The organism is Streptomyces sp. NPDC026062, from assembly GCF_055568375.1.
Genome location: NZ_JBVHOQ010000002.1, coordinates 68,759 through 82,908 on the forward strand (window position 1 = coordinate 68,759; position 14,150 = coordinate 82,908).

General features: G+C 71.4%; 12 protein-coding genes. 9 read left to right on the forward strand and 3 right to left on the reverse strand.

The features are described 5' to 3' along the window. Positions 1–26 precede the first annotated feature (26 nt). From ACZ4LX_RS02030 to ACZ4LX_RS02060, 7 genes are all read left to right on the forward strand, one after another. Positions 27–1,769 (forward strand): pyruvate dehydrogenase, encoded by a 1,743-nt coding sequence (locus ACZ4LX_RS02030; protein WP_467637138.1) that lies wholly within the window; start codon positions 27–29, stop codon positions 1,767–1,769. An 85-nt stretch (positions 1,770–1,854) separates the two neighbouring features. Further along, positions 1,855–3,060: an NAD(P)/FAD-dependent oxidoreductase gene (locus ACZ4LX_RS02035; RefSeq protein WP_467637141.1), complete on the forward strand. Its 1,206-nt coding sequence runs from the start codon at positions 1,855–1,857 to the stop codon at positions 3,058–3,060. A gap of 177 nt (positions 3,061–3,237) precedes the next feature. After that, a complete protein-coding gene (locus tag ACZ4LX_RS02040) occupies positions 3,238–3,606 on the forward strand; it encodes a (2Fe-2S)-binding protein (RefSeq protein WP_467637144.1) in 369 nt (122 codons plus the stop codon). Beyond that, positions 3,587–5,041, forward strand: a complete 1,455-nt coding sequence (locus ACZ4LX_RS02045) for an FAD/NAD(P)-dependent oxidoreductase (protein ID WP_467637147.1) — start codon at positions 3,587–3,589, stop codon at positions 5,039–5,041. Before ACZ4LX_RS02040 ends, ACZ4LX_RS02045 begins: the two co-directional genes overlap by 20 nt. 62 nt (positions 5,042–5,103) lie before the next feature. Next, complete coding sequence (locus ACZ4LX_RS02050; RefSeq protein ID WP_467637150.1) at positions 5,104–6,012, forward strand: dihydrodipicolinate synthase family protein; 909 nt, start codon at positions 5,104–5,106, stop codon at positions 6,010–6,012. Between the two features lie 83 nt (positions 6,013–6,095). Beyond that, positions 6,096–7,097 (forward strand): proline racemase family protein, encoded by a 1,002-nt coding sequence (locus ACZ4LX_RS02055; RefSeq protein ID WP_467637153.1) that lies wholly within the window; start codon positions 6,096–6,098, stop codon positions 7,095–7,097. Between the two features lie 69 nt (positions 7,098–7,166). After that, entirely contained in the window at positions 7,167–7,889 is a 723-nt protein-coding gene (locus ACZ4LX_RS02060; RefSeq protein WP_467637156.1) for a GntR family transcriptional regulator, read from the forward strand. Between the two features lie 182 nt (positions 7,890–8,071). Here ACZ4LX_RS02060 and ACZ4LX_RS02065 read toward each other — a convergent pair whose 3' ends face one another. Beyond that, positions 8,072–9,190, reverse strand: coding sequence for an FAD-dependent oxidoreductase (locus ACZ4LX_RS02065; RefSeq protein ID WP_467637159.1), 1,119 nt, complete (start codon positions 9,188–9,190; stop codon positions 8,072–8,074). 53 nt (positions 9,191–9,243) lie between these two features. Between ACZ4LX_RS02065 and ACZ4LX_RS02070 the strand changes: the two genes are divergently transcribed. Both ACZ4LX_RS02070 and ACZ4LX_RS02075 read left to right on the forward strand, forming a co-directional pair. Next, entirely contained in the window at positions 9,244–9,936 is a 693-nt protein-coding gene (locus ACZ4LX_RS02070; protein WP_467637162.1) for a TetR/AcrR family transcriptional regulator, read from the forward strand. Between the two features lie 544 nt (positions 9,937–10,480). Then, complete coding sequence (locus ACZ4LX_RS02075) at positions 10,481–12,865, forward strand: M9 family metallopeptidase (RefSeq protein ID WP_467637165.1); 2,385 nt, start codon at positions 10,481–10,483, stop codon at positions 12,863–12,865. Positions 12,866–13,029: 164 nt separating this feature from the next. Here the strand turns inward: ACZ4LX_RS02075 and ACZ4LX_RS02080 are convergent, their stop codons facing one another. Both ACZ4LX_RS02080 and ACZ4LX_RS02085 read right to left on the reverse strand, forming a co-directional pair. Beyond that, positions 13,030–13,422, reverse strand: a complete 393-nt coding sequence (locus ACZ4LX_RS02080; protein ID WP_467637168.1) for a guanyl-specific ribonuclease — start codon at positions 13,420–13,422, stop codon at positions 13,030–13,032. A gap of 131 nt (positions 13,423–13,553) precedes the next feature. Continuing rightward, positions 13,554–14,144 carry a TetR/AcrR family transcriptional regulator gene (locus tag ACZ4LX_RS02085; protein ID WP_467637171.1) on the reverse strand — a complete coding sequence of 197 codons (591 nt, stop codon included), beginning with the start codon at positions 14,142–14,144 and terminating at the stop codon, positions 13,554–13,556. Positions 14,145–14,150 lie beyond the last annotated feature (6 nt).

Sequence of the window (14,150 nt, forward strand, 5' to 3'; positions counted from 1 at the left end):
AGCACAGGCAGAGGGAGTGCGCACCCATGGCCAAGCAGAACGTGTCGGAGCAGTTCGTCGACATCCTCGCCCGGGCGGGCGTCAAACGCCTGTACGGGGTGGTCGGCGACAGCCTCAACCCGGTCGTCGACGCGATCCGCCGCAACCCGGACATCGACTGGATCCAGGTCAGACACGAGGAGACGGCGGCGTTCGCCGCCGGCGCCGAGGCGCAGGTCACCGGCGAGCTGGCGGCCTGCGCCGGTTCCTGCGGCCCGGGCAACCTGCACCTCATCAACGGCCTCTACGACGCCCATCGGTCCATGGCCCCCGTGCTCGCGCTCGCCTCGCACATCCCGTCGGGCGAGATCGGCCTCGGCTACTTCCAGGAGACCCATCCGGAGCTGCTCTTCCAGGAGTGCAGCCACTACAACGAGATGATCTCCAACCCGCGGCAGATGCCCCGGCTGCTCCAGACAGCCATTCAGCACGCGGTCGGCCGGGGAGGTGTCGCCGTCGTGTCGATGCCCGGCGACGTGGCCTCGCAGCCTGCGCCGGAGAAGTCCGTCGAACATGCCCTGGTGACTTCGCGGCCCACGGTGCGGCCGGGGGACGCGGAGATCGAGAAGCTCTGCCGGATGGTTGACGAGGCCAAACGGGTGACGCTGTTCTGCGGCAGCGGCACGGCGGGTGCGCATGCCGAGGTGATGGAGTTCGCCGAGCGGGTCAAGGCCCCCGTGGGCCACGCCCTGCGCGGCAAGGAGTGGATCCAGTACGACAACCCGTACGACGTCGGCATGAGCGGGCTGCTCGGCTACGGCGCCGCGTACGAGGCCACCAACGAGTGCGACCTGCTGATCCTGCTCGGCACGGACTTCCCGTACAACGCCTTTCTTCCCACCGATGTGAAGATCGTCCAGGTCGATGTGCGCCCGGAGCACCTGGGACGCCGCTCCAAGCTCGACCTGGCGGTCTGGGGCGATGTCCGCGAGACGCTGCGCTGTCTGACCCCGCGGGTGAAGGCCAAGAGCGACCGCAAGTTCCTCGACCGGATGCTCAAGAAGCACGCGGACGCGCTGGAGGGCGTGATCAGCGCGTACACGCGCAAGGTGGAGAAGCACGTGCCGATCCACCCGGAGTACGTGGCCTCGGTCCTGGACGAACTCGCTGACGAGGACGCGGTGTTCACTGTCGATACGGGCATGTGCAATGTCTGGGCGGCCCGCTATCTGACGCCGAACGGCAAGCGCCGGGTGATCGGTTCGTTCAGCCACGGCTCGATGGCCAACGCGCTGCCGCAGGCCATCGGGGCGCAGTTCACCGACCGGAACCGGCAGGTCGTCTCGATGTCGGGGGACGGCGGATTCACCATGCTGATGGGGGACTTCCTGACCCTCGTCCAGTACGACCTGCCGGTGAAGGTCGTGCTGTTCAACAACTCCTCGCTGGGCATGGTCGAGCTGGAGATGCTGGTCGCGGGTCTGCCGTCGTTCGGCACGACCAACAAGAACCCCGACTTCGCGGCCGTCGCACGGGCCTCGGGGGCGTACGGCGTCCGTGTCGAGAAGCCCAAGCAGCTGGAGAGCGCCCTCCGGGACGCCTTCACGCACAAGGGGCCGGCGCTCGTCGATATCGTGACCGACCCGAACGCCCTCTCCATCCCGCCGAAGATCAGCGCGGACATGGTGACCGGCTTCGCGCTCTCCGCCAGCAAGATCGTGCTGGACGGCGGAGTGGGCCGGATGGTCCAGATGGCCCGCTCCAACCTGCGCAACATGCCCCGTCCGTAAGGTCCGCGGCAGAGGTGACGAGGCATCAAATGCGGTTTGATGACGCCCTCTTGGCGGGGTCTGGGCAATGTGACATATTACTGCCGTGTTCACGAGACAGCGTTTCGACGTGGTCGTCGTCGGCGCCGGAGTGGTCGGTGCCGCCTGCGCGTACTACGCCGCCCGGTCCGGACTCTCGGTCGCGGTGGTGGACAGCGGACCGGTCGCCGGAGGCACCACCGGAGCGGGGGAGGGGAACCTCCTGGTGTCCGACAAGGTGCCGGGCCCGGAGCTGGATCTCGCGCTCCTGTCCGCCGCGCTCTGGCAGGAGCTGTCCGAAGTGCTGCCCTCCGCGGTCGAGTTCGAGCGGAAGGGGGGCCTGGTCGTCGCGGCAGGCCCCGAATCGCTGGCCACCCTGACCGCGACCGCTGCCGGGCAGCGAGCGGCGGGCGTCCGGTGCACCGCGGTGGCAGCAGATGAACTGACTTCTACCGAACCGCACTTGGCGTCCGGGCTCGCCGGAGGGTTCCTCTACCCCCAGGATGCCCAGGTCCAGCCTGCCCTGGCGGCGGCCCATCTCGTCCGTGCGGCCCGCGACACCGGAGCCGTCCTTCACCCGGGACAGGCGGTCACGGCCGTGCTGACGGCCCCGACGGGCGCGGTGCGCGGCGTACGGACCCGTGCGGGCGATCTGCTCGCCCCGGCGGTGGTCAACGCGACGGGGGTACGGGGCGGGGTGCTGGCGGCGCTGGCGGGCGTGGAACTGCCCGTGCTGCCCAGGCGTGGCTTCGTCCTGGTGACCGAGCCGCTGCCGCCACTGATCAGACACAAGGTGTACGCGGCGGAGTACGTGGCCGATGTGTCGAGCGCGTCCGCCGCTCTGCAGACCTCCCCCGTCGTGGAGGGCACCCGGGCCGGGCCGGTCCTGATCGGCGCCAGCCGTGAACGGGTGGGCTTCGACCGGACGTTGTCCGTCCCTGTGGTCGCACAGCTGGCAGCAGCGGCGTCCGCGCTCTTCCCGGTGCTGGCCCATACCCGGGTGCTGCGGGCCTACCACGGCTTCCGTCCCTACCTGCCCGACCACCTTCCGGCGATCGGCCCCGACCGCCGGGTGCCGGGGCTCTTTCACGCCTGCGGTCACGAGGGCGCGGGCATCGGGCTGGCGCCCGCCACGGCCGCCCTGATCACCGCCTTGATCCGAGAGGAGAAACCGGCCGTCGACCCCGAGCCGTTCCGCCCGGACCGGTTCGACACGGGCCCCGGCCCCGGCCCCGGTGCTGGCCCCGGCTCCGGTACTGGCCCCGGAGGCTGACCGTCCGGTCCGAAGCCACCCGACAGGCCTCCGAGGCCGTCGCCGTGACACGTACACCCCCGAGAAGCCCGTCGTACGCCCCGAGAAGCCCGCCGAACCCTCCGGGAAGCCCGCCGAACTCTTCGGGAGCCTCGGGAAGATCCGGACTGCCCGACCGCCGACTGAGCAGGAGCCCTGGTGAGACGTCCCCGCATCCGTACGGCCGCACGAACCCCGGCAGCCCTGGCCGGCGCCGATCCCGGCCCCGCCTTCCAGATCACCTTCGACGGCCGCCCGGTCCCCGCCCTGCCCGGCCAGAGCATCGCGGCCGCCCTCTGGGCCGCCTCCGTCCTCACCTGGCGCACCACCGGGGTGACCGGACGGCCGAGGGGTGCCTTCTGCGGGATCGGATCCTGCTTCGACTGCCTGGTCACCGTCAACGGCCGCCCCAACCGGCGTGCCTGCCTGCTGCCCGCCCACCGCGGCGATGCCGTCACCACGCAGGAAGGGGACGGGCATGCCGTCACCACGCAGGAAGGGGACGGGCATGCCGGATCCGTCCGCTGAGCCGCCCGCCGCCCGGTACGAGCGCACCGAACTCGCGGTGGTGGGTGCGGGTCCCGCGGGGCTGGCAGCGGCCGTCACCGCGGCCGACGGCGGACTCGACGTGGTTCTGCTCGACGCCGCGGACACGCTGGGCGGTCAGTACTACCGTGCCCCCGCCCCCGGCCTCGGTGCCACCCGGCCCGAGCAACTGCACCACGGCTGGGACGATTTCACCGATCTCATCGCACGGCTCGACCGGCATCGCACAGCAGGCCGGATCCGCCGGCTGGCCGGCCACCACGTCTGGGCCGTGGAACGGCGCGGGGCGGACTGGACCCTGCACGCGGTCACCGGGCCCGACGGCCGGGACGGGGCCGGTACGCTCGACGCCCGTCGGCTGCTCGTCGCGACCGGCTCCTACGAGCGCCAACTCCCGTTTCCCGGCTGGACCCTTCCGGGAGTCGTCGGAGCGGCCGGGGCGCAGGCCATGCTGAAGTCCGGCCTGGTGCTGCCGGGCCGGCGCGTCGTCGTCGCCGGCAGCGGACCGCTGTTGCAGGCGGTCGCGGTCTCCCTCGCCCGCGCGGGCGCCCGGGTTCCCGCGCTGGTGGAGGCCGCCGGATACGCGGCATACGGGCGTGCGCCGATGGTGCTGGCCACCAGCCCCGGCCGGCTCGCCGAGGGGGCCCGGCACGGTGCGGCGCTGGCGCGGCACCGGGTCCGGCCGCTGATGCGCCGGGCGGTCACCGCTGTCCACGGCACCAACCGGGTGGAGGCTGTCACGGTGAGCCGGCTGGACCGCGACTGGCGTCCGCTGCCGGGGACCGGGCACCGGATCGAGTGCGACACCCTGGCCGTCGGGCACGGTCTTGTGCCGCAGCTGGACCTCGCCGTGGGGCTGGGCTGCGCCACCCGGTGCGGCGCGGACGGCTCGGCCGCGCTGGAGCTCGACGAGGAACTGCGTACCACCGTGCCCGGGGTCTGGGCCGCGGGCGAGACCGGCGGCATCGGCGGCGTCCACCTCGCCCTGACCGAGGGCGAACTGGCCGCCCACTCCGTGGTCGTGGACGCGCGCGGCAGACAGGCAGCGGCACGCGTGGCAGCGCTCCGCAGGGCCCGCCGGCGGATGCGCGCGTTCGCCGCGCTGATGGCCGCTGTGCACCGGCCGGGGCCGGGCTGGACCGGCTGGACGACGACGGACACCGAGGTCTGCCGGTGCGAGGAGGTCACCGCCGGCGCCATCCGCGCGGCCATCGGCGAACTCGGCGCCGGAGACAGCCGCACGGTCAAGCTCCTCACCCGGGCCGGAATGGGCTGGTGCCAGGGCCGGACGTGCGGATTCGCCGTGCGTGAACTCGCCGGCTGCGCAGCCGAGACCGGAGGCGCCGACCGCCGCCCGATCGCCTGTCCGGTCCCCCTGTCCGTACTTGCCCGTGCCGTCCGCCCCGAGGACACATGAGGGCGCGCACCCCACGACCCGGCGCACCTGCCCACCTGCGACACACCTTCCAAGGAGCCCGCATGACGACGAACACCCATGAGCGCAACCGTCCCTGGCGGGGCGTCATGGTGGCCACGCCACTCACCTTGCGCGAGGACCGGTCCATCGACTTCGGCGCGTATGCCGCACATGTGCACGACCTCGTCGCCCAAGGGTGCGACGGCGTCGTGCCCAACGGCTCGCTGGGGGAGTACCAGACCCTCACGGACCAGGAGCGCGACCAGGTCGTGCGGGTCGCCGTCGAAGCGGCCGGGGACGGAACGAGGGTGATGCCCGGCGTCTCCGCGTACGACAGCACCCAGGCACGACGTCGCGCCGAGCAGGCGGCCGAGGCGGGTGCGGGTTCCGTCCTGCTGCTGCCGCCCAACGGATACCCGTGCGACGACGCGGCGGTCCGTGCGCACTACGCGGAAGTCGCCTCCGTGGGCCTGCCGGTCGTCGCGTACAACAATCCGTACGACACCAAGGTCGATCTGACACCGCGGCTGCTGGCCCAGCTCCACGCCGACGGTTCCGTCGTCGCCGTCAAGGAGTTCAGCGGTGACGTCCGCAGGGCCTACGAGATCGCCGAGGAGGCCCCGGGGCTCGACCTGCTGGTGGGCGCCGACGACGTCCTGCTGGAACTCGCCCTGGCGGGGGCGGTCGGCTGGATCGCCGGCTGCCCCAACATGCTGCCCGCGGGCTGCGTCGCGCTGTACCGGGCGGCGGTGTCCGGGGACCTGGGCACCGCGCTGCCGTTGTACCGCCGGCTGCACCCGCTGCTGCGCTGGGACTCCAAGCCGGAGTTCGTCCAGGCCATCAAGGCGTCGATGGACATCGTCGGGCGGCACGGCGGCCCCACCCGGCCGCCGCGGCTGCCGCTCGACGACGGCGCCCTGGCTGCTGTGCGCGCGGCCACCGAGAAGGCGCTCGCCGAGGGCCTCGACTAACCGCACCCGGCGACCCGCCGGCACAACCTGAACTCCACCGACGGTGCTTCGCACCGGACCGGCCGGACGAACGAGGGGGACACTTGCGCACGCGTCACATCTTCCACGCCGTCGACTCGCACACCGAAGGCATGCCCACCCGGGTGATCACCGGAGGCATCGGCACGCTGCCCGGCGCCACCATGGCCGAGCGCCGCGCCCACTTCATGGCGCACCGGGACGCGGTGCGGACCCTGCTGATGTACGAGCCGCGCGGCCACGCGGCCATGAGCGGGGCGATACTCCAGCCGCCCACCCGGCCCGATGCCGACTTCGGGGTCCTGTTCATGGAGGTCTCAGGCTGTCTGCCGATGTGCGGGCACGGCACCATCGGGGTGGCCACCGTTCTGGTGGAGACCGGCATGGTGGAGGTCACCGAGCCGGTCACCACGGTGAAGCTGGACACTCCCGCCGGGCTGGTGAGCGTCGACGTCCGGGTCGAGGACGGCGCCGCCGTCTCCGTCACCCTGACCAACGTCCCCGCCTTCAGTGCCGGACTCGGACTCACGGCGAAGGTCGCCGGCCACGGCACCGTGCCCTACGACCTCGCGTACGGCGGAAACTTCTACGCCATGGTCCGACTGGACGATCTGGGACTTCCGTTCGACCGGTCCCGCAAGGGCGAGTTGCTGGCCGCCGGGCTCGCCCTGATGGACGCCGTCAACGCCGGCGACCGCCCGGTCCACCCGCTCGACCCCGCCATCCACGGGCTCAAGCACGTCCAGCTGATCGCCCCCGGCTCGGACGCCGTCCGTTCCCGGCACGCCATGGCCATCCACCCCGGCTGGTTCGACCGTTCGCCGTGCGGCACCGGAACCTCCGCGCGCATGGCCCAGCTCCACGCGCGGGGGGAACTGGCCCTGGACACCGACTTCGTCAACGAGTCCTTCATCGGTACGGAGTTCACCGGCCGGCTCGTCGCCGAGACCACCGTGGGAACGCTGCCCGCCGTCGTTCCCACCGTCACCGGGCGTGCCTGGATCACGGGGACCGCCCAGTACTTCCTCGACCCGGCCGATCCGTTTCCCGAGGGCTTCCTGCTGTGAACCGCCAAGTCCGTGACGGGCAACGTCACATTGTATTCTTGGGCTCCGCACGGTGCTGGAGGAACAGACATGGCCCGCCTGACCTCGCTCAACGTGATCTCGGCGCAGGAGCATCTGCGCGACCAGGTGGCGCACGCACTGCGAGCGGCGCTGATCTCCGGCGAACTGAAGCCGGGAACCGTGTACTCGGCGCCCGCGCTCGCCTCGGACTTCGGGGTCTCCGCGACGCCCGTCCGTGAGGCGATGCTCGATCTGGCCCGTGAGGGCCTGGTCGAGGCCGTCCGCAACAAGGGTTTCAGGGTCACCGAACTGACCGAGCAGGACCTCGACGACTTCACCGAACTCCGCGCCATGATCGAGGTGCCCACCGTGGGGAGGATCGCGCGGATGGGCCTCACCCAGGAGTTGGAGGCGCTGCGGCCCGTAGCGCTGGAGATCGTCGAGGCCGCCCGTCGGCACGACATTCTGGGCTATCTGGAGGCGGACCGCCGGTTCCATCTCGCCCTGCTGGCGCTGGCCGGGAACCGGAGGCTGGTCGATGAGGTCAGCGAACTGCGCAAGCGTTCACGGCTGTTCGGCCTGAACCGGCTGGCCGAGTCGGGGCAGCTGATCGCCTCCGCGGAGGAACACGTACAGCTGCTGGACCTGGTGGTCGCAGGTGACGCCCCGGGGGCCGAGGCCTGCATGCTCGCCCATATGTCCCATGTCCGGTCTCTCTGGGCCGACGGCAGGCAGGACGGGGCCGAGCGCGCAGGCGAGGCGCCCGAAGGGGTGCCGGTCCGGCGGGCCTGAGGTTTTCGCGCTCCGGCCCGCCGGCTCCGAGGTCTTCGGGCTCCGGCCCGCCCGCTCCGAGGCCTACGGGCTCCGGTCAGCCGGCTCCGAGGTCTTCGCGCGGTTCCGGGGCGGCTGTTGCCCCGGACGGAGCGGTGCCCGGCTTCCGCCCGCTACCCGCTCCGCACTGTTGTGTCCGGCGCTCAGGATGGCTGGACCTGGTCGAACAGGGCGAGGGCTTCGGCGGGGTCCGGGCTCACGAGGCGTTCCAGACCGGCTGCCGTGATCTTCGCCCATCGGCCGGCCCGTGCCCACATCCGTTCCTCGAAGGCGCGGACGGTCGCGTCGAGGTCTTCGGGGCCGGCGGCGATGGACTCGGCGAGTTCGGCGCCTTCCAGCAGGGCGAGGTTCGCGCCCGCCCCCAGGGGTGGCATCAGGTGGGCGGCGTCACCCAGGAGCGTCACTCCGCGGACATGGGCCCAGGTGTGGGACACGGGCAGTACGTGGATCGGTCGGTGGACGAACGCGGGGCCGTGGCGGAGGAGGCCGAGGACGGGGGCGGCCCAGCCGTCGAAGAGGGCCAGCAGGCTGGAGCGCGCAGCTTCGGTGTCGGCCGGGTCCAGGTCCGTGTGCCAGTCGAGCGGCGCGCGGAACTGGGCGTACACCTTGACGTGGCCGCCGCTGCCGCGCTGGGCGACGAGCGCGCGGTTCACGCCGTACACGGCCACGGAACCGTCGCCGACAAGCCGCGCGAGGCCGGGGTGGCGGGTGTCGACGTCGTCCAGGGAGGTTTCGGCCACGGCGACGCCCGTGTAGTGCGGCGTCGCGGACGAGACCGCCGGACGGACCCGGGACCAGGCACCGTCCGCACCGACCACCAGGTCGAACGTCTCCTGCCGGCCTTCCGCGCAATGGACCGTTACGCCGTCCCGGCTCCCTGGCACCACCTTCGTCACGACCCGCCCCCACTTCACGTCCAGCGGGCCGAGCAGCAGATCGCGGAGTTGACCGCGGTCGATCTCGGGATTGGCCCGGTCGCCCGGGCGGGGCCGCCAGTCGCGCAGGACGGTCCCGTCCGTGTCCAGGATGCGCATGGCCTGCCCCTCGGGCCGGGACAGGGCCTGGAACCCGGCCAGCAGCCCCGCCTTGTCCAGCGCGAGCTGACCCAGCCCTGCGTGCAGGTCCAGCGTGCCGCCCGGGGGACGGGCATCGGAGGCGGGATCGCGTTCGAGGACCGTCACAAGGTGGCCATGACGGTGCAGGACGCGGGCGAAGGCAAGGCCCGCCGGTCCACTTCCGACCACGGCGATTCGGTGTCTCATGGCGATACACTGTATTGAGATGATGCGCTGTATCGCAACAGTACGATGTGACCATGACTGTGTGGGACCGGCCGGAGCCGCCGAATCGCCCCGTGCCGCTCGACCGGGCGCGGATCGTCGTCGCCGCCATGGCGCTGGCCGACGAGGGCGGACTGGCGGCGGTGTCGTTGCGCAAGGTCGCGGCCCGCCTGGGCGCCGGACCGATGCGGCTGTACGGATACATCTCCACCAAGGAGGAGTTGTTCGACCTCATGGTGGACGAGGTCTACGCCGAGATCCTCCCCGAGGAGCGGCCCGGTGACTGGCGCGAGGCGCTGGGTGTCCTCGCCCACCGCACCAGGCGGGCCGCCCTCCGTCACGAATGGCTTGCCGACCTGCTCGGTGGCCGTGCGGCCCTGGGCCCGAACGGCGTCGCCGTGGCCGAGGTCACGCTGGCCGCCCTCGACGGCCTCGCCGACGTCGACACCGCCATGCGTGCCGTGGAGACGGTCAGCGCCTACTACAACGGCGCGATCAGGCGCGAGATCACCAACCTGCGGGCCGAGCGCGCCACGGGCCTGTCCTTGAGCGAATGGCAGCGCGCCTCCGGCCCGCGTCTGGCGAAGGAGCTGGCCACGGGCCGCTTCCCGGCGCTGGCCAAGGCCGTGTACGACGGTGCGGACGTGGACGCCGAGTCGTCCTTCGCGACCGGCCTGGACTGGGTCCTCGACGCGGTGGCCGTCAAGCTCGCCCGGCCGTCGGCCTGAGGGCTGTCCCGCCGGGAATCGCGGGACAGCCCTCAGGGCCTCCCGGTCGGATCAGGCCGGGCTCGCGGAGGCCGGGCGGAAGACCTTGGGGCCTTTCGGCCTCGGCCATGCCGAGCCCGCGAAATCCGGCGCGACTCCGGCGGTCGGTCCTGACACCCGGTCGCCGCCGAAGTCGTACCTGAACCCGCACCCGAAGTCGTACCTGAACCCGCACCCGAAGCCGTACCCGAACCCACCCCGCACCCGCGCCCCTCTGCCGCGCAGGAGATCGTCCCCCGGCCGCTGCGCCGAGGTGCATCGAGCCGCGATCGGAACTCCTCGGGATGTGGTGGCGCCCCGACAAGCAGGGTGTGGCAGAGGGCAGTTGGCGTGCGGATGAATGTACGCACAGCTCCTTCCAAAAGACATGTGACATGTGCCATTGTACTGACGCGTGCTTGAGGTCGTGCTCATGTCATGAGTCGGATCGGTCGTCCGGGCCTCGACCGCGCCATCCCCCACGCCGCGCAACGTCGTGCGGCACCACACCGCTGGGAGGCGGCACGTGAAGAACCGAACGGTTCGACAGAGATTCACCGGCTTGTCCACCGCGGCCCTGGCCGCCTGTCTCGGCGTCGGCATGCTTTCCGCACCGAGCCGGGCCGCCGAGCCCCGGCCCTCCATACCGGCTGCGATCACCACAACTGCTGCCGCGGGCAAGTCCGTTGCTCCCGGGGCCCCCGAGCCGGGCGGCCCGGCAGCGCAGCCACTCACCGCGCCCGTCCAGGACCCCGGCCACGTGACCGGCACGGCCCTGAAGCCCGCCGACCGGGCACCGCAGACCGCGTCCAGGGACGCGCTGGAGCGGGACTACGACGACCCGCGTGCCACCGCGCCGAGCCACCCGGCCCCCTCGATGAAGGCCAAGTCCCGCTCCGCCGCGCGGGCCGCCGGAATCGCCCCCGCCGCCGCGTGCTCCGTCGCCGACTTCACCAGCCGCACCGGCAGTGGCCTGGTGCAGCAGATCAAGTCGTCGACGACCGCATGCGTCAACACCCTGTTCACGGTCAAGGGCAACGACGGCTACCTCGCCTTCCGCGAGGCCCAGATGGTCACCGTCGCCCAGGCCCTGCGCGACGGATCGGCCGCGTACCCGGGTGACAGCAGCACCGGCATGCCCCAGCTGGTGCTCTTCCTCCGGGCCGGCTACTACGTGCAGTACTACGACCCCGCCACCGTCGGCGCATACGGCGACCCGCTCCGCACCGCCATCCAGGGCGGGCTCGACGCCTTCTTCGCCTCCGCGCACGCCTATGACGTCACGGACGCCAACGGGGAGACCCTGTCCGAAGCCGTCATCCTCATCGACAGTGCCGTGCAGAACGCCCGCTACCTCTCCGTCGTCAAACGCCTGCTCGCCGACTACGACTCCTCGTACGACAGCTCCTGGTACATGCTCAACGCCGTCAACAGCGTCTACACGGTGACCTTCCGAGGCCACCAGGTGCCCGAGTTCGTCAGCGCCGTCCAGGCCGACCCGAGCCTGCTCGACGCGCTCGCCGGCTTCGCCCGCGACCACCTCGGGCTGCTGGGCACGGACCGCTCCTACCTGACCTCCAACGCCGGGCGCGAGCTCGGACGTTTCCTCCAGGAGGAGTCGCTGCGGCCCAAGGCACGCCCGCTCGTCGTCGACCTGCTCGGCCGCAGCTCCCTGACCGGGAACACCGCACCGCTCTGGGTCGGTCTCGCCGAGATGGCCGACTACTACGACCGGGCCAACTGCACCGTGTACAACACCTGCGACCTGGCAGCACGCATCAAGAGCGCCGTCCTTCCCGTCGAGTACACCTGCAGCGACAGCATCCGCGTCCTTGCCCAGCAGATGTCCTCGTCCGACCTCTCGGCAGCCTGTACCAGCCTGAAGGGCCAGGACGCCTACTTCCACGAGATCGCCGGCGACAGTGGACCGGTCGCCGACGACAACAACACCACCATCGAGGTGGTCGTCTTCGATTCGAGCACCGACTACCAGACCTACGCCGGAGCCGTCTACGGCATCGACACCAACAACGGCGGCATGTACCTGGAGGGCGACCCGGGGGCAGCCGGCAACCAGCCGCGCTTCATCGCCTACGAGGCCGAATGGGCGCGCCCCGACTTCCAGATCTGGAACCTCAACCACGAGTACACGCACTACCTCGACGGCCGGTTCAACATGTCCGGAGACTTCGAGGACGGCCTCACCACGCCGACCGTCTGGTGGGTCGAGGGCTTCGCGGAGTACGTCTCCTACTCCTACCGTGACGTGACGTATGACGACGCCGTCACCCAGGCCGCCGCACACACCTACACCCTGAGCTCCCTGTTCGACACCACCTACGAGAACGCGGACCAGACGCGCATCTACAACTGGGGTTATCTGGCCGTCCGTTACATGCTCCAGTCGCACCGGGCTGATGTGGACCGACTGCTGGGCCTCTACCGCAGCGGTGACTGGAACGCTGCCCGCACCCTGCTCACCTCCACCATCGGCGGCCGCTACGACGCCGACTGGAACACCTGGCTGACGGCGTGCGCGGCCGGCGGCTGCACCACCACCAGCCCGCCGACCGATCCCGCGGCCGAGTGCACCGCGAGTGACGTCCGGGAGCTCGGCGAGGACTGCACCCGGAGCGGACAACAGGCCACCCAGGGCAACTACTCCTACCTGTACCTCTACGTGCCCGCCGGAACCGCCCGGCTCACCATCACCACGAGCGGCGGCACGGGCGACGCCGACCTGTACTACAGCGCCAACGGCTGGGCCACCACGGGCGCCTACACCTCACGGTCGACCGGCAGCGGCAACGCCCACACGCTGACGGTCGACAACCCGGCCGAAGGAGCCCACTACATCAGTCTCCACGCCGTGCGGGACTTCGGCGGAGCGAAGGTCTCCACGCAGTACTGACCGGCCGCCGCGGGGCCACGGACGCGGCCGGCCGCGTCCGTGGCCCTCGGAGCAGTCGCAGGGTGCCGGGGGCGGTCTCGGCCGGCCGGAGGTCCGCGCCGCAGGTGGGGGGCTACGGCGCGGACCGGATCGGGGGAGCCGCCCGAAGGCGGCCCGGGTGCCTCTCAGCAGCCGTGGTCGACGAGGTCGAAGGTCTCGTAGTGGTCGGCGGTGTAGTAGTCCTCCTCGAACTCCTCGCCCGTGACGATGCGTCGCGCACCGCGGGTCGAGGAGCCGGGGGTGATCACGGTGTACTCGTGGTAGTAGCCGGTGCTCTGTCCGGGCAGGACGCCTTCGCGGTTCTGGAAGACGGTCCCGTCCTGGCTGTACGGGAAGGGACCGCCGGCGTCGATGAGGTCGAGGGTGTCGTGGGCCTGCGACGGCAGCGCCGAGTAGCAGATGCTGCCGACCGAGGCGGTCGTGGCGTTCGCGGTCGCCGCGATGGGACCGCCGACGAAGAGGACGGACAGGAGGGCGGCGATGCCGCCGAGCGTGGTGATCCGTGGGGGGATTCGCATAGCCACCATGATGACGCGCGTAGATACGGTCCCGTCAACGCCAACAAGGGTGAATTTTTGTGAAGTTAACCGAAGGGAAGGAGAACGCGCGCGCCGTGCGAGCGGGCGCACGCTGTGACTGCGCGGCTCGTTCAGGGGCTGACGGAGCGCCAGACGCGGTCCGGGACCGTGCGCGCGGCCTCCTCGATGTCGATGTCGCCGACCGAGAGCCAGCGGCGCGCGATGCCCGTCACCGGGCCCAGGACCAGGGATTCCACCACGGGCAGGGGGAGCCGCACGAGTTGACCCGACTCCTGATGGGTGTGCAGCCAGGCCGCGAGCGGGGCCAGCCGGGCCTCCTGGGCCCCGCGGATCCGACGGGCGTGCGCGGTGATCTCGCGGTCCGCGGTGACGGAGTGCATGAGCCGGGACGCGTCCGGGTGGGTCTGGACGAAGTTCAGATAGGCCCGTACCACCGCGTGGACGCCGGTACGGGCGTCCGCGGCCCGTGCCAGCTCTCCGCCCAGTTCGTCGAGGAGGCGGCCCAGCCAGGATTGCGCGAGCGCGGCCGGGACCCCCGGAAGGCTGCCGAAGTGGTGGTAGATGCTTCCCGCGCTGACGCCGCTGGCCGAGGTGAGCGCGCTCAGAGTGAGACCGGCCTCGCCGTGCGACGCGTAGATGTCCAGTGCGCAGTCGAGTACGTGTGCGGCGGTGGCCTCGCCGCGTTGCTGCTTCGGACTCATCGGTGC